Consider the following 19224-nt stretch of genomic DNA (forward strand, 5'->3'; position numbering starts at 1 on the left):
ATAAATCTCCGTATGGCCCTTCTGGCGGCCATAGCCCTTGACTTCCGTCACAGTCAGGCCGTGAACGCCAACCGCGGTCAGCGCATCGCGAACCTCGTCCAGCTTGAACGGCTTGATAACAGCCATCACGATTTTCATCTGTTCTTCCCTGTTTTTTTTCGCGAATACGAATGAAGTTCGCGTCTGAGGCGGGCTTGCCCGGACGCTAGGCTTCCTGGCGACTTCGCCGTATCAAGGAACATGCCAGAAAAGCGACTTTGATAAGCCGTTGAATCAACGCAATCTTTAGGGGCTTTGTGGCAAAGGTTGCGCGAAAATGCGATAGGTGATTAAAATTTATGCAGATAGCGCCGGATACGCCATCCAAGCGCATATTAAATAATCAAAGCTGCGCAAAATTCGCAGATGGCTCACGCTTCAGGCGGATCAAACCCTCCTGGGCGACGGAGGCGATCAGGGCGCCGCTGCGCGAATAAAGGGCGCCTCGGCTGAATCCCAATGCGCCGGAGGCGCTGGGGCTATCCTGCACATAAAGCATCCATTCGTCGGCGCGGAACGGGCGGTGGAGCCAGAGCGCGTGATCGAGACTGGCGGCCTGGATGTCCGGATGGAACACGGAGCGGCCATGCGCGATCAACGAGGTGTCGAGCAGGGTCATGTCCGAAAGATAGGCCAGCGCGGCGCGGTGGATCGCTGGATCGTCCGGCAGGGCCGCCGAGGTCCGCACCCATATTTTCTGTACTTCGTCAGATTGAGGTCCGCGCGCGACGAAGCGGCTGGGATCGACGGGCCGCATCTCGATTGGCCGCTCGCGCTCAAAATAGCGGCGCACCGGTTCGGGCATGAACTGGCCGAAACGACCGATAAATTCGCTCTCGTCGGGTAGGTCTTCGGGCGGCGGCGCATCGGGCGGCGGGAAGGCGTGGTCCAGATTATCGGGCTCGGCGTTATGAAAGGAGGCGGCGAGCGTGAAAATGATCTTGCCGTGCTGGATCGCCTGGCAGCGCCGGGTCGCGAAACTGCGGCCGTCGCGCAGACGCTCCACCTGATAAAGGATCGGCGCGGCGGGATCGCCGCCGAGCAGAAAATAAGCGTGGAGCGAATGGGCGGCGGCGTGCTCGACCGTGCGTTGCGCCGCGACCAGCGCCTGGGCGATGACAAGGCCGCCGAACACGCGCTGCCAGCCAACCTGCGGGCTGCGGCCCCGGAACAGGTTCTCCTCGATCTTCTCGAGGTCGAGAATGTTCAGCAGACCGGTGACCGCATTGGACATTTTTGGGACCGCCCAGCTCGCATGAAAGCGCCGCCGCCACAGGGTCGCGGCGTGACAGTTTAAAACTGAACGCTTTTTCCCGGCGCCGTCAAGCAGCCCGCCAAGGGTCCGGCGCGCCTGGCGGTGGCGCCCCGCGCGACCTTGCGCGCGGGATCATTCCTCGATCCGGCGCGCTTCTTCCGGCAGCATGATCGGAATGCCGTCGCGAATGGGATAGGCGAGATGGGCGGCGAGCGAGACCAGCTCATTGCGCTCGCGGTCATAGCGCAGAGTGGTCTTTGTCAGCGGACAGACGAGAATTTCCAGCAGGCGCGGATCCACGACGGCGGTTTCGGCGGCGGAGCGCGTCGTGGCGGGCGAGTCGTTCATCGTGAAATCCTATTGCAGCGGCCTGGCCGCCTTGGTGGCGCGGGAAAGCGCGATTTCGCCCAGCGCGAGCAGAAGCTCAGCGCGCGCGGCGAGATCGGGCGCCTCCAGCAAGGCTTGTTTCTCAGCGTGATCGAACGGCCCGATCATGGCGAAGACTGCGATCATGTCGGCGTCCGGCATGGATTCGACATCCTTGCGCGCGATTTCGAGTTTCAGCGCCTGCGCAAGGTCAAAGGCGACGGCGTTCAGATCGGTCCGCTGCTTCACGGGGACCGTTTCCTCGGGCGCGAAATCTTCCTCGAAAACGCTGAAATCCACATTGGCCCTGCGATAGGGCTCGGCCGAATCCACCTCGGACAGGATGCGGAAGCGGGCGATGCCGCTGAGCACGACGAAATAACGGCCATCGCCGGTTTCAGACAATTGGGTGATGCGTCCCGCGGCGCCCACCGGGCGCAGCTCCGCCTTCTCACCGGCCGGCGCATCCACGCCGGAGAGCGGCTGGACCATGCCGATGATCCGCTCGCCCCGCATCGCCTCGTCGAACATGGCGAGATAGCGCGGCTCGAAAATATTCAGCGGCAACTGGCCGCCCGGCAGCAGGATCGCCCCCGACAAGGGAAAGATCGGGATCGATTCGGGCAGGTCGGAAGGCCCGAGATAAGTTTTGTTCATCGCCATGGACGATCCAGTCATGAGAACAGGAGCGACGACAATTGCCGTCGGGCCGTACGCGTCGTAGCGTCGACCGGCCCCCAGCTGTCGAAAAACTGCACGAGCAATTTCCGAGCCGAATCGTCGTTCCAGCTGCGTTCGCGCTTGATGATGTTCAGCAATTCCTGCGCGGCGGCGTCGCGCCGGCCCGCCGCATTGAGCGCCACGGCGAGATCATAGCGGGCCTGATGGTCCGTGGGAACATTTTCGACGCGGGCCAGAAGATAAGCCAGATCACCGACAGCGCCGGCCTGTTCCTGCAGCGCCAGAGCGGCCCTCGCCGCCGCGACGGCGGGGGCGTTGGCGTGGCGGACGGGAATGGCGTCGAGCAATTCCCTTGCCTCCGCCAAGGCGCCCTGCGCGACCCGGACGCGGACAATTCCGGCGAGCGCGCCGGCATGTTCCGGCTCGACGCCGAGGATCTGCGCGAAAGCGGCTTCGGCCGAATCTGGGTCGCCCGCTTCAAGCAACGTCTGCGCCTCGTCGAACAACGCCTCGACATCCGGTCCGGCCGGCCCCAGCCAACGGTCGATGAAGGCCCTGATCTCGCCCTCCGGCAAGGCGCCCATGAAACCATCGACCATCTGGCCGCCCTGAAACGCGACCACGGCTGGAACCGACTGGATGCCGAGTTTTTCGGCGATCTGGGGATATTTGTCGATGTCCATCTTGGCGAGGCGGACCCTGCCGCGCAGTGAAGCGACGACTTTTTCAAGGATTGGCGTCAATTGCTTGCAGGGCCCGCACCACGGGGCCCAGAAATCGATCAGCACCAGGCGGCGAAGCGATTCCTCCATCACCTCGGCGCGGAATCCCTGCAGGGTCACGTCGACGATATCCGCTCCCGCCGCGCCGTTCGAAGGGGAAAAGGGCTTTTGTTCCGCTGGCTGCATCGCGCGTCCTGTTCGTCCTGGCGCGGTTCTCCGGACCGCATTTGATGGGTAAAATGGCGGTTCCGGAATGGTTTCGCAACCGCCCGCGCACTTTCCCCGCACCAAGATGGGGTTTTTTGACCCGATGACAAATTCGCGAAAAAACCAGCCCAAGCCCTGTTGCAATGTCCGGGGCTTTGCGGCATATAGCCCCCACGACGCGGCTGCGTCGTCCCACGGATGCGGGTGTAGCTCAGGGGTAGAGCACAACCTTGCCAAGGTTGGGGTCGAGGGTTCGAATCCCTTCGCCCGCTCCAAATTTCCTTTGTCCAACCCGGACATAGGCAACAGCATGTGTCTAAGACATGCGTGACAACCTCGGCGTCGAATAGGTCGTCGAGAGGTTGTAGGGTTTTCCGCTCCAGATCGATAACGCCGAAATCGTAGCTCATAAAGCTGACGAACCAAATGCCTTCGTCGATGTCTTTGATTACGAGCCGCTGACCCGCGAGCACGCTTGAGATTTTGGCGCGCTTCGATGCAGAGTGACGAGCATCGCGATCAGACGCCGCATAGACCTAGACCGGCGGCTTCGTATCGAGCCGAGGGTCTCGCTCTCAGTGAATATCTGAAGCTCACAGTCAGGTCCGCGCCTGCTCGCTGTCGTCGGCAACGACTCCCTTTCCCGAAATTCCGCCGACATAATGAAGGGTGCGCGACTTCATGACATGGCCTCGCCTCTTCTTGGCGTCGGCCGAGCGCAATCTTAGAGCGCGCCTGTAAAACTGGACCATCGCCAATTTTCACCATGGCAGGTGACTGTGTAAATCCTCTCCCCCCGTGTGGACCAGAATTGGAGAGGCAGGCGACTCGTCAAGATATTCGAAGGGGGTCTCCACTTCGATACTATCGACGAGGCGATTGCATTTCGCGCAGGAAGGATATCCGTCTCCCCAAGGCGGGGTAAGAGCTTCCGGCAACTGCTTGTCATTCGTGCTCATAGCCGCCTCCCAAGCGAGATCGCCCGTCGATATCATCCTCGATTGCCGTTCAGCTGCATTTCCTGGACCTGGCCGCCGGATCGCCGTAAGCGCTAGGCTCTGGCTCGCAGGCGCAGATTGAGCGGAATCGCCAGAAGCGACTTCTTTTGCCGAGACCGGCTGCAACTTCGAGCCGGAATGGCGATTTTTTCTACGATTCAACGGCGAAATTTCCTTCAGACATGGCTGGAGCGCATTCTATTAGGTCGAAAGACGCCGAAAAGTTCCCGGGGTTCGCGAAAAAGCGTCGTTCGACCCGGTGGATTGCTTCGCGGACGGACGCCGCGGCCCAAGCTGCGTCAGGCCTTGTCAGACCGATCAGAACGTCGATACCGCGATCCGCCAGCAAACTGGAAAGGCTATTGACCGCCCCAAAACGCAAACGCCCGCAACAGTCAAGTTTATGAATATAAGGTGATCGAAGCGACTTATTGAATGGAACAATTCACTGTTCGAAACGCTGTTAGGTGACAGTTTGTTATTTCTCCTAACATCTAAGGCATCGCTCATGTTTTTGCATCGCAAAGAACTTATACAGCCTGTAAGCGTAGGCGTTCCAGACGCTCGTTTCGGAACATTTTTGTTGGAACAATTTGGCGGAGCCACGGGAGAATTAACTGCGGCATTGCAATATTGGGTGCAGTCTTTTCATGTTGAGGATGCCGGAATCCGCGACATGCTTCAGGACATCGCCATAGAGGAATTCGGCCACCTCGAAATGGTCGGCAAGTTGATCGCTCAGCACACAAGCCGGATCGACCAAACGTCCGTATTCGACGCGCCTCTTTTCAAGCTGAAGGGCGGCGGGCCACATTTTCTGGATAGCCAAGGAAGCTGTTGGACCGCCGCCTATATTCAGGAGGGGGGCAATGTCGTGCGCGATTTGCGGGCCGATATCTCCGCCGAAGCCGGGGCGCGCCAAACATATGAAGCGCTCATAAAGGCATGCGACGACGAAAATTCAAAAAAGGTGCTCGTCCATCTGTTAACCCGGGAAATAACGCACGCCAACATGTTCATGAAGGCGCTCGATTCCATGGGCAAGCTTGATGACCCGTTCTTTGGAAATATTGAACCGGACGAAACTGTAAGGCTGGTTTTCAACCTGTCGCAGGGTGAAGACGAGCGGGGTCCATGGAACGAAGAACCGGATTTTGACTTTGTCGAAAATCCGAAGCCGGCGGGCGGCTTTCCGCCAGCGCCGATCAATCCGGACGACGAACATCGCGCTCCCTCCAGAGCTCCGGCCAAGGCGTCGAAAAAAGGGACCGCCAATCGTTCGGCATGAAGGCGTTTCGCTGTCCACCCTTGATCGTATGTCCTCGACCCTATGGCGAAAACAAGCGGCGGTCCCGGCGGTCGCCAGCGCTCTCCGACCGTGCCGACACCTGCGGCGTGTGTCCCCTCCAAAAAGGCGAACCCATGTTTAACAAACTTCACCGTCCCACGGATACGCTCCGCTCGTCCTGGGCGCTCGGCCTGGCAGCCTTTGCCGGCTCCCTTGTCGCCAGCGCAGTCTGGAACGAAAGGGCGGAAAAGCGCGCCGAACAGCGTAATCCCCCTCTTGGTCACAAGATCAACGTCGATGGCGTCACGCTTCATTATCTCGACACCGGCGGGTTGAAACCAGCGGTTCTCCTGATTCACGGCAACGGAGTGACTTCCGCCGATATGGAAATCAGCGGTCTGATCGACGCCCTCAAGGATCGCCACCGGGTAATCGCTTTTGACCGGCCCGGCTATGGCTATAGCGAACGTCCGCGAAACAAGTCTTGGACGCCGGAGGAGCAGGCCGATTTGTTCGCCAAAGCCTTGGCGCAACTCAAAGTCGAGACCGTCGTGGTCTTGGGGCACTCGTGGGGAACGCTGGTCGCTGTGGCCTGCGCATTGCGGCATCCGCAACTTGTAAACGGTCTTGTCCTCGCGTCCGGCTATTATTTTCCGACTGTGCGTTTAGATGTTGTTGTCGGCTCTCTCGCCGCCACGCCGCTGCTTGGCGAAGTAATGCGCCGGACAATCTCGCCTTTGATCGGACGCCTGATGGCGCCGGCCGCTTTCGCGGAAATGTTTGCGCCCATGCCAATCCCCGAGCGCTTCAGCGATCGGTTCCCCGTCAGCCTTTCGTTTCGGTCGACGCAGTTGCGGGCAAGTTCGGAAGAAGCGAGCATGATGGTTCCAGCCGCACGCCGGCTTTCAAGCCAATATGGCGCGATTTTGCCGCCTGTGACGATCATCGCCGGGGAAGGCGACCAGATCGTCGATTTCGAGCGGCAATCAAAGGCGCTGCATGAGGCCGTGCCCGGCAGCTCCTTGAGGCTGTTTCCCGGCGTTGGGCATATGGTCCATTATGCTGCGACCGCCGAGATCGCAGGGATGATTGATGAACTCGCCGCCCCAAGGAAGCCTTTGGCGGCTTGACCTGCCGGTGAGCGAGCGCTCAGCGTGGCGACGGATGACGGAACTAAGCGGCCAGCGCCGCTTTCGTCATCCGCATCGTCGCGATGACGCCTGCGTCGTTCCAGTTCATTCCAACCGACCCGCCAAGGCCGGACATGCTTCGCGCCAGAAGCTTGTTGCCAAAACTGTCTGAGCTCAGAACTTCGGTGACAGGAGGGCCGCCGCGCTCTGTCCAAACGGCCACCACCTCCTCGGAATCATCATCGACGCATGATATGTCTAGCGTGCCGGTTTTGACCGAAAGCGCGCCATATTTGATGGAATTGGTCGCCAATTCATGCACGACAAGCGCCAGATTTGTCGCAGCGGTCTCTCCCACTCCCAGACGCGGCACAGAAACGCGGATGCGCCCGTTGAACGCGCTTGTGTCGTCATATGGCGTCAGCAAGACGGAAAGCAGGTCTCCCAGAAGCGCAGCCTTGGGTCTTTGCCCGGGCGCAGGCCGGAGAAGATCATGCGCGCGCCCAAGCGCCGCCAGGCGGCGGCTTAGATCGCGGGACATTTCGATGGCGGTAGCCGAGGAACGGGCCGTGATGGAGGCGAGGGCCGAGGCGATCGCCAGCAGGTTCTTGACCCGGTGGCTCATCTCGCCGGCGAGAAGCTCGCTGGCTTCCTCGGCTTGTTTGCTGCGGGTGACGTCGAGGAATACGCCAAACATATTGCTGCCGAAAATATTCGCGTCTGACCCCTCGCCTCTGGCGGATATCCAGCGAATCTTTTGTCCGACCGTAATGCGGAAGTCGATTTCGTAGCGTCCAGCGATAGCGCGCGCGGCGGCGAACGCCGTCCTGACCCTGTCCAGATCATGGAGGAAAATTTGCGCGGATAAATCCTCGAAGGTCACATCCTGATTTTCCGGAACGCCCCAGAGTTCACACCCTCGTTTGTCGAGCATGATCGTGTCCGTGTCGACATTCCACGACCAGAGCGCCACCTCCGCTGCATTTAAAGCCTGGAGAAAATGGGTATCGGTCCATTTCATCATAATGGAGTTCCTCGACGGCCAAGGGTTCGAGGCTTTGGTCTATTCCCTGGTCGACGGTCGCAACAGGTTCGGAATCTGCTCAGGCGCGGGCACGGCTTCGTCGGCGCCCGATCCCATTGATGAGACTGAGGCCTGCATCAGTCGCCTCCGATTGGCGCTACCAATCCAAAAAGGCGCCCCGCCTATGCTTCATTTCGTTTAGCTTCCGCCAGAGCGAACCGCCGGCAATGTTCAAGATAGGCGCTCTCATGTATCGACAGCAGGGAAACGACGCCCGACCAAAGCCAGGTCGGCGCTTCCAGCGCGCCGGCGCGAGCCGACCTCAGATCCTTCAGCCATGCCGACCGCGTTTCAGCGGTCATCTGGCGCCCGTGGGCCTTGCCCACGACGCCCGCGAGATAGGCCGCCAGCGCGATGGACTGCTTCGGCGTCATATGAGCCACCTCCAGCTTGAGGTCTTGGGGCGTCAGCTCCCGGATCACCACAGTCTTGCCGAGAAAGCGCGACGCGATCATGCGCTCCCCTAAATTCGGAGAGAGCGCCCTGGCGCCGGTGACGATGCGGATGGCGTTGTCTCGCGGCATTTTTGCCTTAGGCGCGCTCGGGGCGGCTGCGGAAACGCTTTCCTTGACATCTACCAGACAGAGGGTCGCGCTTTTGTTCTGACCGACCTCCAGCATGGCGGCGTAGCGCAGGCGGCCCAAGGAGCTGCAACCCTTGATCCAATAGGCGGCGTCGATCAAACTCATTGGATCCGCATCGCCCCGGGATTGCAATCTTGTAACCATGTCATGCGCTTCTTTGGTGGCGAAAATTTCGCCCATGGCGTTGCGCTCCTCCGCCGTCAGGGGCCAGAATTTGCGACCGAGTGGTAAAATCGGCTTGGCAGTGTCCAAACGCTCGGCCGCGAGCTGACGCCAGCGCCGGCGGACGGACTTTGCGAGAAGGTCGCTGACGACATCTGGCCGCATGGCTTTCTCGTCTTCCGATTGGAAATCGCCGGCCAGCACCGCCTCATAACCGAGCATCAGCTGCTCGAGAATCCGGGCGGTGGTCACACCGGGAAGGTCCGAGCCGCGCGCCGCCGAAGCAAGCGACAGAGCCAAGCGGATCAGATCATGCGCTGGATTGCCGATCACCGTCTGATCCAGATCGCGGATCTGGACCGAGACCCGGCCCTTGTTGTCAGCCAGCGGCCCAAGATTGCCGAGATGGCAATCGCCGCAGATCCAGACTGGCGGCCCGTCTGGAACATTCGACGGGGCTGTCTCGAGCCACTGGTAAAAGCTGACGGTGCTGCCGCGCACAAAGGCCTGCGCGGATTTCGCCATCTTCAGGCTCTGGATCCTTGCCAGTTTGGCGGCGCGGTCTTCCGGTTCGGTCATGACAAAAATCTCTCCGACCCGTGACGTCGCGAGTTTCGTAATCCGTTCATTCATTGGCTGGGTGGCCGACAGAAGTGGCCGTCAGGGTGGGCGTCGCCCAGGCAGCGCGACCCCAATATATCAATACGCGGTCCCGATATTGGTTCCGACGCAGATTAAAACCGCCAGCCCATCTTGAGCGCAGCCACGGTCTGCCATTGCTCGAAACCGCCGCCCGGCGCGTTCGACCAGACCTTGAGATAGGAGCTTTGCAGGTCGAGCGCCGGACGCCCGAGCAGCGCGGCATTGCGCTCGCCGCCGAGCCACTCGGCCGGGACGACATATTCGACCGTCGCGATCGGCTGGATTTCATAGAGGTTGGTGAAAAAGCCGAAACGATTGCGGTCGAACCAGCGGCCGATGAATTCGACGGCGAAACTCGCATTCCAGTTCTTGCTGATCGAATAGCTCATCGAGGGAATGACAAAGGCCGCATAGGACGACGTCTGCGGCTCGCGAAGGCGGCGCTGCACGAAAGCCGTCACGCCAAGCGACCAGACGGCGGCTCCGGAGCTGTCCGATGCGATGGGCGCCTGACGGAAGTCGCCGTCGAGATTGAACCTCTTGTTGAGACCGAGATTGAAGTCCTGACGCGCCGATATCTGATTGTCGAAGGTGGGGGTGAAATCCCAGCGCGGCGCGAAAACGAAAAAAGGCGAGAAGGCCTGGTCGTTGCCCGGGTCGACATATTGCAGGCGCGCCGAGCCGCCGGTCTTGTCGAGATTGACGTTCGAGGCGCGAAAATAGCGGTCGGTTTCGGCAAAGCCAGTGACCGTCGCCCGCAAGGGGAGGTCGCCAACCGGCGCCGCCCAGGACAGGTTGCCGACGGGCCGCCATTGCCCGGTCGAGGTCCCGCCCCGGCTCACTTCCTCCGCATTGGAATTCCAGCCCAGCGGCAGCAGCGCGTTGGCGCGAAACTGCGGCGAGGGGATCTGCTTTTCCAGATCCGGCGAGGTCGCATAGAGGTTCGAAAGCGGCGCCGGGGTCGCGGCGTTGGGCGTCGCGAACATGGCGTCGTTCATCGCGTCATTGGCGTCGCTTTGCGCGTCCAGACGGCCCGCCGTCTGCGCGGACGCGGCCCCGACCGGCCCGGCGAAAGCGAGCGCGAAAGCCGTGAGGCGGCAAATGCTTGCCGCGCTTCCGGGACGCTGGCGCATCTTCATCGATCGCGGCGCCAGCTCCTAAAACCACCGCCAGCCGCAAACGCGCCGGCCTCTGTTCCACCAGCAAACCCAGCGACGGCGTCGGCGACGTGGCGCGACGACGACGACCTGCGCTTTTTGGATCAACTCATCCGGAGGCGTCGCGATGCGGGCGTCGAGCGGCATGGCCTCACTCGCGCTGGTTCCGAAGGACACGCCAACGGCCGTGGCGGCGGTAGCGATCATCAGTCCGCGCAGCAATCCGCGACGATCAATTGGTTTCATTGCCGGCTCCTCTGGGTGGGGTCGACGAACGACCAGAGCTTCGATTGGCGTCCCATCAGTCGCCGGCGGCGTCCGCCGGCATCAGGTCAGGAAGCTTGAACGGGTTTGGCTCCCCGGTCAACGATGCGGCGTTCGGGACCGCCGTTCCCGGCAGGATCTCGAAATTCGGCCGGAACACGACGATGATGCTCCTGAGCTGATCGAAAGGCTTGCGGTCGCCGGTGAATGTCGCTTTGCCGGCCTTGACCAGGTCGTCGAAAGTGCTCACGCCCATCATCACCTGGTTGAGATCGGCGCGGTTGACCGTGATGGTCAGGTCCGGGTTCTTCGCCTCCTCGCCCTTGATGTTGGTCAGGGTCGCATTGCTCATCTCGATGAGGTGCTTCTCGCCATTGTCGGGGGTGATGAGATTAATGGTGAAGCGCATGCCGTCGGCCTTGCGCGGGTCGATGCTGATGCCGATGAAGTCGAGCCAGTTCTCGGTCGACATCGCGCGGACCATGTCCGGTCCGGACGACCTTGCGGGCGTTCCGCCGGGAAGCCCGTTGCGCAGCTCATAGGCGCCCTGCAGATAGATGTTGCGCAGCGTCGGGCTTTCCTTCTGGTAGCCAAGCTGTTCGAAGGCGTTCGCCAGCAGATCCTTCGCCGCCTGGTTGCCCGGTTGCGCGAACACCAGCTTGTTCAGGATCTCGGACGCCTCGAGATATTTGCCCTGATCATTGAGTTCCTTGCCCTTGGCGATGATCTTGTCGGAGCCGCCCATCATCTCGACATAGAGCGGCGCCGAATCCTTCGGCGACAAGGGCGCGATATTCACCGGATTGCCGTCCCAGTAGCCGAGGAAACGGTTGATGACGCCTCGGCTGTTGTGCTGTTCGGACCCGTGGTAGCTATGCGCGGGCCATTGCTTCCACAGACTTTGCGGAAGCTGGTAGACATTCTGGATCTCGTTGATGGTCACGCCGAGATTGGCGTAATGCAGCGACTGGTTGTTGAGATTGGCGTAAGTATCACGCTGTGTGCGCATCACTTCCTGGATGCGCGCGTTGCCCCAGCGCGGCCAGCTGTGCGACGCGAACATCACTTCGGCGTCCTGCCCGAAACGGTAAAGCGCCACATTGATCTGCTTTGACCAGTTCAGCGCATTGCGCACCGGAGCGCCGCGCGGCGTATAGATATTATGGATGGTGCCCGTAATGTTCTCGGCGGCCCAGAAGGCCTTGAACTGCGGGAACCAGGTGTTCATCTCGACCGGCGCCTCGGTATCCGGCGTGCTCTGGAACACCATCGTCACGCCGTCGACAGTCACATCCTCGAAGTCCTTCCGGATCAGCTGGTTCGGCGCGATCAGCCCGACATTGCCATTCGCCACGTTCTTGCCGATCGACTGGTCCGCGTGGCCGAAGGGGTCGCGCGGCAGCAGGACGGCGTAGGAATATTGGGTTCGGCGGGACATCGCGTTGCCGGAGAAAACATTCTCCTCGATCGCAGCTTGCATGAAGCCTTCCGGCGCGATCACCTTGACCTTGCCGCTGATCACGTCGGCCTCGTCCACCACGCCGCGCACGCCGCCGAAATGATCGACATGCGAGTGCGAATAGACAACGCCCAGCACCGGCCGCTTGCCCAGCTTCTCGTTGATGAAGTCAAGCGCCGCCCGCGCCGTTTCCTTGGCCGTCAGCGGATCGAAGACAATCCAGCCGGTGTCGCCCTTGATGAAGCTGATATTGGCGAGGTCGAAGCCGCGCACCTGGTAGATTTTGCCGGGAACGACTTCATAGAGGCCATAGGCCATGTTCAGCACGGCCTGCCGTTGCAGCGACGGATGAAGGCTCGGAAAGTCCTTGCCTTGCAGCAGCCACTGGTAGCTGCCCATGTCCCAGGCCACGTTGCCGGCGTCGGCCATGATCTTCATAAAGGGCGGCTCGGCAATGAAGCCTTTCTTGGCCTCGTCGAAATCCCGCTTGTCCTCGAACGGCAGGGTGGCGGAGACGCCCTTGCGCAATTCGATGGTGTACATCGACGGCAGGCTTCCCTTGGCGTCGAAATGCTTCTCACCCCGACTCGTCGCCTGCGCCTGCGCAACGCTGTGGTTGAAGGCGAGCGGGCCGAGGAAGGCGACTGCGCTCGCGGCGATCATCACTACGCGGAGCGGTCGGCTGGCTGTCATTTCTTTCTCCCTATCGAGCGCCGTCCTTCGAAGGCGGAAGGTCAGGCGAGCCTTGCGCGCGCAATTTTATCGGCGGCGGGAAAGTCCGAAATCCAACTATCTGATAAAGGATTCTGCCTGCGCCGAGCTGTTTTTTGGCGCAGCGCCGGCGAAAGTCGCCGCCCCCGCAGGCCGCCATATTCTGGCTCGCTCGACGACTGATCGGGCCCTCTTTCGTTGCGTCAAGCAGATGCGCGCTTGCACCCGTTCAGGAACAATCTCGCGCAGGTTTTCGCCCGCCGTTCGATCTCGTCGATCGCGGGCGCCTCGCGCTGCCCCATCATCACGGCGCGTTGCGGCTCCATGATCATCATGCCGCGCAGCATGGCCGCGCCGAGTTGCGGGTCATCCAGATCGAGCAGGCCCTTGCGGCATTGTTCCTCAAGCCACAGCGCCATGGCGTCGCCGCTGCGCTTTACCGCCTCGTCGTAGAAGGCCTTGCCGATTTCGGGAAAGCGCTCGCATTCGCTCAGCACCAGGCGAAGGATGCCAATGGTCTGGCTGTCCAGCGTCAGGCGACCGAAGGCGATCAGAATGCGCTCCAGAGCCTGCTCCATGTCGAGATTGGCGAGCGCCCGCTCGTCGATCTCCATGATGAAGCGCCCGATCCTGTCGGCGATCACGCTTTCGAACAGGGCGTCCTTGGTGGGGATGATCCGGTAGAGCGTCTTGGTCGAAACGCCCGCGCGCTGGGCGACCGCGCACATCGAGGCGCCCGCGTAGCCGCTGGCGTCGAACTCGGCCCGCGCCGCCTGAACGATCAGGGCGCGCGTCTCCTCCTCCGTGCGGACCGGCGGGCGACCGCGCCCTCTGCAAGGTGTCTTTGCATTTTCGACTATGGTCATTTTCCAAATTCCGATTGACTTCGGCAGCGTCTGGCATATTTTAGAAACTACGACGTTTCCTAAATAGTCGCAAGCGCCGATTTTCCGGCGGCCACGGAGAGCAGCCCGATGACACAGCACCAGCAGATCGAGGAGTTCGAAGGCGCGGTCTCAAAATATGAGGCGCCAGCCGGGATGAAAGCCCCACTCGCTTTCGAGGGCCGCGACGCGGTCGCTCCATTGCAGACCAAGGCCGTCGCCCCAGAGCGGGCAAAGAACCCGCGCTCCATTCTGAAGCGTTTCCTGATCGTTGGCGTGGCCGTGGCCGCGCTCGGCGGCGCCGGCTATCTCGGCCACAACTACTGGACCTTCGGACGTTTCGCGATTTCGACCGACGACGCCTATGTCAAGGCGGACAACACGACGATCGCGCCAAAGGTGGCGGGCTATATCGCGTCGGTCCATGTCGGCGACAATGAGGCGGTCAAGGCGGGGCAGATCCTCGCCCGCATCGACGACCGCGATTTCAAGGTCGCGGTCGAACAGGCCAAGGCCGATGTCGAGGCCGCCCGGGCCGCCATCGGCACGAGGCAGGCCGCCATTGTCGCGCAGCAATCCGCTATCGACGGCGCGAGCGCGACGGTCGCCGCCGAAGAGGCCAACCAAACCTTCGCCGAGCAGGAAAATAAGCGCTATTCGGACCTCGCGGCCACCGGCTTCGGCAGCGTGCAGAACGCGCAACAGGCCAGTTCGCGCGTGCTCGCCGCGCGGGCGAATGGCGCGCGCGGGCGCGCCGCTCTCGTCAATGCGACCCGCCAACTCGACGTCCTCAAGGCCGAACTTGCGCAGGCCGAGGCCAATCTGGCCCGGGCGCAGGCGGCGCAGGACCAGGCCGAGCTGAACCTCTCCTATACGGCGATCCTCTCGCCGGCGGACGGCCAGGTCGCCAACCGCACCCTGCGCGTCGGCCAATATGTGCAGGCCGGGACGCAATTGATGGCCGTCGTGCCGGTCGAGGCCAGCTATATCGTCGCCAATTACAAGGAAACCCAGCTGACCGACGTCCACGCCGGGCAGCCGGTCGAGATCGAGGTCGACATGTTCCCGGGCCAGCTCTTCAAGGGCCGCGTCGATAGCGTCGCCCCAGCGAGCGGGCAGGAATTCGCGGTGCTGCCGCCAGACAACGCCACCGGCAATTTCACCAAGGTGGTGCAGCGCATCCCCGTGAAGATCGTGCTCGACGCGGGAAGCCCGCTCGCGGCGCTGCTGCGGCCGGGCATGTCCGTGACTCCGACCATCGACACGCGCGTCTCCACGCCGCTGGTGGCGACGGTCGCGAACGCCCGAAGCTGATCGCGCCGCCGCAGGAGGAAAAGCCATGTCCAGCATTGCCATAAACGCCAATGGAAGCCCGACCCTCCCCGTCGCGGAAGCCAAAGCGAGCCTGACCTCCTGGATCGCGGTCATGGCCAGCATGATCGGCGCCTTCATGGCGATCCTCAACATCCAGATCACCAACGCCTCCCTGCTTGACATCGAGGGCGGCATCGGCACCGGCGTCGACAATGGCGCCTGGATCTCGACCTCCTATCTGATCGGCGAGATCATCGTCATTCCGCTGACGGATTACCTGAGCCGCGTGTTTGGCTTCCGCCGTGTGATCCTCACCAACACAATCCTGTTCGCGGTGTTTTCCATCGCCTGCGCCTTCACCCGTGACCTCGGCTCGATGATTCTTGCGCGCGGCTTGCAGGGTTTTGCCGGCGGCGTGCTGATCCCGATGGCCTTCACCATGGTGCTGACCAAGCTTCCGAAGGCGCAGCAGCCGATCGGCCTCGCCATGTTCGCCGTGGCGGTGACCTTCGCGCCGGCGGTCGGGCCGACCATCGGCGGCTATCTGACCGAAAATTACGGCTGGCAGACCATTTTCTTCGTCAACACGCCCCCGGCCATCCTGATGTTCGTGGCGCTCGCCCTGACGCTCGAACGCGCGCCGATGCGGCTCGGCCTGCTCAGGGAAGGCGATTGGGCCGGCATCTTCACCATGGCCGTGGGGCTTTCAGCGCTGCAAACCGTGCTGGAGGAAGGCAACAAGAACGACTGGTTCGGCTCGCCCTTCATCGTCAAGCTGACGGCGCTGGCCGTGGTCTTCCTGACGGCTTTCGTCGCTATCGAGCTCACGGTGGCAAAGCCGCTGGTCAATCTGCGCCTGCTCACGCGGCGCAATTTCGGGATCGGCGTGCTCGTCAACATGCTGCTGGGCTTCGCCCTGTTCGGCACGATCTATGTGATGCCGCAATATCTCGGACAGGTGCAGCACTATAACGCCGAGCAGATCGGCAAGGTGCTGGCCTGGACCGGCTTCCCTCAGCTGCTCTTCATCCCCTTCGTGCCGATGCTGATGAAGCGCTATGACGCGCGCTACATCGCCTTCCTCGGCATGTCGATCTTCGCGGCCAGCAGCTTCATGAATATCGGCCTGTCGCTCGATTCGGCCGGCGATCAGTTCTTCACGCCGAATGTCGTGCGCGCTGTCGGGCAGGCCCTGATGCTGACGCCGGTCAGCGCCATCGTCACCGCCGGCATCGCGCCGAGTGAAGCGGGTTCGGCCTCCGGCCTGTCCAATATGTTGCGCAATCTCGGCGGCGCCGTCGGCACGGCGAGCCTCGGGACGATCATCACCAAGCGCGAGCAGTTCCATTCCAACATTATCGGACAATCCGTGACGACTTATCGCGACGAGGTGCGCGACAGGATCGACCATCTGACCCAATATTTCATGACGCACGGCGTGTCCGACCCCGCAGTCGCGCAGCACAAAGCCCTCGCGACGATTGGCGGAGCGGTCAGGCGTCAGGCGCTCACCATGGGGTTCGCCGACGCCTTCGCCGTCATCGGCGTGTTGCTGGCGGTCGCGGCCGTCGCGCTGCTCTTCGCCAGCAAGCTCAAGCCCGCGGCGGGCGCCGCCGGCGCGCACTGACCTATCAAGCGGGCGCGCTCGATTTCTGGCGCCGGAGGAAGGCCTCCGGCGTGTCCAGATCGACGAGGACGCCATCATCGTCCGCTTCGATCTCGGCGACCCAGTCGGAATATTGGCCAATGAGATGTTTCGCCCCGGAATCGCCCTGCGTCTCCTGCAACAGCAGCGGGAAAAATCCCTTGCCCCACAGCACCGGATGGCCGCGCCGGCCCTTGCGCTTCGGAACCACGATCGCCTGCATGCGGCTGGGGTCGAAAGCCTCGATCATGCGGTCGATCAGGGCGGGATCGATATCTGGCATATCGCCGAGGAAAATCATCGCGCCGTCCACATCCGGCGGCAGGGCGGCAAGACCCGTTTTCAGCGAGGTCGAGAGCCCGCCGTCGAAATCCCCGTTGACGATGAAACGCGCGTCTGCCTGGGCCAGCGCGGCCTGAACCTGTTCGGCCTCATGGCCGAGAACAACAAAGGCTGTCGCGATGCGCGAGGCGGCGATGGCGTCCAGTACGTGGCGGACGACCGGCTTGCCTTCAAGCGTCAGAACCAGCTTGTTGGCGCCCATCCGCCGCGATTGTCCGGCGGCGAGGACGACAGCGACGATTTTGCGCGGGGCGGCGGGCGACACATCCCGCATTCCGCGTGGAAAAACCTTGCGCGGCGCCGCGCGCAACAGCCCGCCGACGCCCATCGCCGCAATATCTTCCCGCGCGACCGTCTGTCGCGCCAGCAGGCGTTGCAGGACGAAGTCGAAGCCGTTCAATTGGATCGACCGCGCGCAGCCGGGCATCCCGACCACCGCCACGTCGCCGACCGAGCCAAGCGCCAGCAGATTGCCCGGATCGACCGGCATGCCGAAACATTCGACCGCGCCGCCCGCCGCGACAATGGCCGCCGGAACCACGTCGCCCCGGTCGCTGGTCGAACCCGCGCCGCAAATCAGCACGAGCTCGGCGCCCGCGCGAAGCTGGCGGCAGATTTCCTGCGCGAGCGCTTCCGCCTCATGCGCCGCGCGCACGTCCGCGCAAAGCGCGCTGCCCAGCGCCTCCAGCCTGTCTCGCGTCGCTGCGGCGGTTTTTTCCAGCAGGCTCGGCTTAAGCCCGGGCGCCACAGTCTGGATCAGGGCGACTCGATGCGGTTGAAAGCCGGCGATCTGAAACACGGCGCGGAAGGCCTCCCATGCCGCGACGACAGCATCCGGCGTGGCGAAAGGATTGACCTTGATTGTCGCCACCGCCTGTCCGGGCGAAACCGTCTCATAGGGCGGCAGGGTCGCCAGCGTGATCGACTCGTCGATCCTGTTGAGCGCGTGAATCATTTCAGGCGCGAACAACACCAGACCGCGATGGTCCGCGACAATGTCGCAGCGGCCATTTTTCACCGGTCCCGCGCGCAAGCCGGCGCCCGCCAATGCGCGCGCGATGCGCTCCGCCGCGTGATCTTCCAACACATCCAACGCGTCGATCATCGCCACCGTGACGCTTTCGACGCCCGCCACGAGCAGCCGCGCGATCTCCTCACCGCCAAGGCGAACGCCTTTCGGCAGGTTCAGGCCGGGCCGGGTCAGGGAATGGGCGAGCAGCCCGCCCTCAGCGGCGCGCGCTGGAAGCGTGACGAATTTCATTCCGCCGCGCTCCTGAGCGCGGCTTTCGGGGCGAGCCGCAAGGCCCCGGTCAATTCGCCGGCGATGGCGATGGCGATTTCGGCCGGCGTCGCCGCGCCGATGGCGAGGCCGATCGGGCCGTGGATCCGCGCCAGAGGCTCATCCGCCACGCCTTGCGCGCGCAGGCGAGACCGACGCTTTTCCGCCGAACCGCGCGAGCCGAGCGCGCCGATGTAAAAAGCCGGACTGCGCAAGGCGGCCATGAGCGCCGGGTCGTCGATGCGCGGCTCATGGCTCAGCGCGACCAGGGCGCTTCGGCTGTCGAGGTGTAAATCGGGAAGGACCTCATCGGGCCAGCCGGCGAGAATTTTCGCGCCCGGAAAGCGCGTCGCGTCGGCGAAAGCGCTGCGCGGGTCGATCAGCGTCACTTGATAGCCGGCCAGAGTCGCGATCGGCGCGAGGGCCTGCGCGATATGCACCGCGCCGACAATGGCCAGCCGCAGCGGCGCGCGCCAGACCTCGATGAAGAACAGCCCGCGCGGGGTTTCGACCAGCGCGTCATTCCCCTTTTCCGCCGTCGTCGCAATCGCATGGCGGGTCAAATCGTCCAACGCTTCAGGCGACGCATCCACGTCGAACCTTGTCCTCTCGCCGCTGTCGAGATCAACGACGGTCACCGCGTCGCGGCCAGCGCTGGCGTCATCGGTCAGGCTTTGCAGGAAATCGCAATCTTCGATCCGCTCGACGAAAATCTTGATCGCGCCGCCGCAGGCGAGGCCGACCGACCACGCCCTTTCATTGCTGACGCCAAACTCCCGCAAGGCCGGCCGGCCGCTGGCGATGACCTCTTCCGCCGTCGCCAGAATTTCGCCTTCGACGCAACCGCCCGAAACCGAGCCGATGAATCGCCCATCCTGATCGACGGCAAGACGCGAGCCCGTTGCGCGCGGCGACGAGCCCCAGGTGGCGACCACGGTCGCGAGCGCCACGCGCTTGCCGCGTCGCGCCCAGTCCAGGGCCGTCGCGATGATCTCCCGATCCGTCATGCCC

At 62.6% G+C, this 19224-nt stretch carries 17 protein-coding genes and 1 tRNA gene; 5 read left to right on the top strand and 13 right to left on the bottom strand.

What is annotated here, in order from left to right:
* From QZ409_RS15835 to trxA, 5 genes are all read right to left on the bottom strand, one after another.
* On the bottom strand, positions 1–138 hold a 138-nt coding region (locus QZ409_RS15835; protein ID WP_296706839.1), incomplete at its 3' end, for a P-II family nitrogen regulator.
* Positions 139–382: 244 nt separating this feature from the next.
* The gene (tesB, locus tag QZ409_RS15840) at positions 383–1273 is read right to left on the bottom strand and encodes an acyl-CoA thioesterase II (RefSeq protein WP_296713220.1); all 891 of its coding nucleotides are present in this window, start codon (positions 1271–1273) and stop codon (positions 383–385) included.
* A 153-nt stretch (positions 1274–1426) separates the two neighbouring features.
* Positions 1427–1642, bottom strand: a complete 216-nt coding sequence (locus QZ409_RS15845; protein WP_296713221.1) for a Trm112 family protein — start codon at positions 1640–1642, stop codon at positions 1427–1429.
* Positions 1643–1651: 9 nt separating this feature from the next.
* A complete protein-coding gene (locus QZ409_RS15850) occupies positions 1652–2323 on the bottom strand; it encodes an LON peptidase substrate-binding domain-containing protein (RefSeq protein ID WP_296713223.1) in 672 nt (223 codons plus the stop codon).
* An 11-nt stretch (positions 2324–2334) separates the two neighbouring features.
* Positions 2335–3249, bottom strand: a complete 915-nt coding sequence (gene trxA, locus QZ409_RS15855; protein WP_296713224.1) for a thioredoxin — start codon at positions 3247–3249, stop codon at positions 2335–2337.
* A gap of 221 nt (positions 3250–3470) precedes the next feature.
* Between trxA and QZ409_RS15860 the strand changes: the two genes are divergently transcribed.
* From QZ409_RS15860 to QZ409_RS15870, 3 genes are all read left to right on the top strand, one after another.
* Positions 3471–3545 (top strand) — tRNA-Gly (locus QZ409_RS15860).
* 1231 nt (positions 3546–4776) lie between these two features.
* Positions 4777–5556, top strand: coding sequence for a manganese catalase family protein (locus QZ409_RS15865; protein ID WP_296713226.1), 780 nt, complete (start codon positions 4777–4779; stop codon positions 5554–5556).
* A gap of 134 nt (positions 5557–5690) precedes the next feature.
* On the top strand, positions 5691–6686 hold the full coding sequence (locus QZ409_RS15870; RefSeq protein ID WP_296713228.1) for an alpha/beta hydrolase: 996 nt from the start codon (positions 5691–5693) through the stop codon (positions 6684–6686).
* A 43-nt stretch (positions 6687–6729) separates the two neighbouring features.
* Here QZ409_RS15870 and QZ409_RS15875 read toward each other — a convergent pair whose 3' ends face one another.
* The 6 genes from QZ409_RS15875 to QZ409_RS15900 form a co-directional block, all read right to left on the bottom strand.
* On the bottom strand, positions 6730–7710 hold the full coding sequence (locus tag QZ409_RS15875) for an HWE histidine kinase domain-containing protein (RefSeq protein ID WP_296713230.1): 981 nt from the start codon (positions 7708–7710) through the stop codon (positions 6730–6732).
* Positions 7711–7892: 182 nt separating this feature from the next.
* Complete coding sequence (locus QZ409_RS15880; protein ID WP_296713231.1) at positions 7893–9095, bottom strand: DUF2252 family protein; 1203 nt, start codon at positions 9093–9095, stop codon at positions 7893–7895.
* A 155-nt stretch (positions 9096–9250) separates the two neighbouring features.
* Positions 9251–10291, bottom strand: a complete 1041-nt coding sequence (locus QZ409_RS15885) for a hypothetical protein (RefSeq protein WP_296713233.1) — start codon at positions 10289–10291, stop codon at positions 9251–9253.
* Positions 10292–10315: 24 nt separating this feature from the next.
* Entirely contained in the window at positions 10316–10561 is a 246-nt protein-coding gene (locus QZ409_RS15890; RefSeq protein WP_296713235.1) for a hypothetical protein, read from the bottom strand.
* 55 nt (positions 10562–10616) lie between these two features.
* Positions 10617–12731 carry an alkyl sulfatase dimerization domain-containing protein gene (locus QZ409_RS15895; RefSeq protein WP_296713237.1) on the bottom strand — a complete coding sequence of 705 codons (2115 nt, stop codon included), beginning with the start codon at positions 12729–12731 and terminating at the stop codon, positions 10617–10619.
* Positions 12732–12952: 221 nt separating this feature from the next.
* Positions 12953–13609, bottom strand: a complete 657-nt coding sequence (locus QZ409_RS15900; RefSeq protein WP_342394852.1) for a TetR/AcrR family transcriptional regulator — start codon at positions 13607–13609, stop codon at positions 12953–12955.
* 114 nt (positions 13610–13723) lie between these two features.
* Between QZ409_RS15900 and QZ409_RS15905 the strand changes: the two genes are divergently transcribed.
* Together QZ409_RS15905 and QZ409_RS15910 are read left to right on the top strand one after the other, a co-directional pair.
* The gene (locus tag QZ409_RS15905; RefSeq protein WP_296713242.1) at positions 13724–14947 is read left to right on the top strand and encodes an HlyD family secretion protein; all 1224 of its coding nucleotides are present in this window, start codon (positions 13724–13726) and stop codon (positions 14945–14947) included.
* Between the two features lie 25 nt (positions 14948–14972).
* Positions 14973–16574 (top strand): DHA2 family efflux MFS transporter permease subunit, encoded by a 1602-nt coding sequence (locus QZ409_RS15910; RefSeq protein ID WP_296713243.1) that lies wholly within the window; start codon positions 14973–14975, stop codon positions 16572–16574.
* Positions 16575–16578: 4 nt separating this feature from the next.
* Here QZ409_RS15910 and QZ409_RS15915 read toward each other — a convergent pair whose 3' ends face one another.
* Together QZ409_RS15915 and QZ409_RS15920 are read right to left on the bottom strand one after the other, a co-directional pair.
* Positions 16579–18195: a molybdopterin-binding/glycosyltransferase family 2 protein gene (locus QZ409_RS15915; RefSeq protein WP_296713246.1), complete on the bottom strand. Its 1617-nt coding sequence runs from the start codon at positions 18193–18195 to the stop codon at positions 16579–16581.
* A complete protein-coding gene (locus tag QZ409_RS15920) occupies positions 18192–19220 on the bottom strand; it encodes an XdhC/CoxI family protein (protein WP_296713248.1) in 1029 nt (342 codons plus the stop codon). Before QZ409_RS15920 ends, QZ409_RS15915 begins: the two co-directional genes overlap by 4 nt.
* Between the last annotated feature and the right edge of the window lie 4 nt (positions 19221–19224).

The sequence above is a fragment of the Rhodoblastus sp. genome (assembly GCF_019449565.1).
Classification (GTDB): Bacteria; Pseudomonadota; Alphaproteobacteria; order Rhizobiales; family Beijerinckiaceae; genus Rhodoblastus.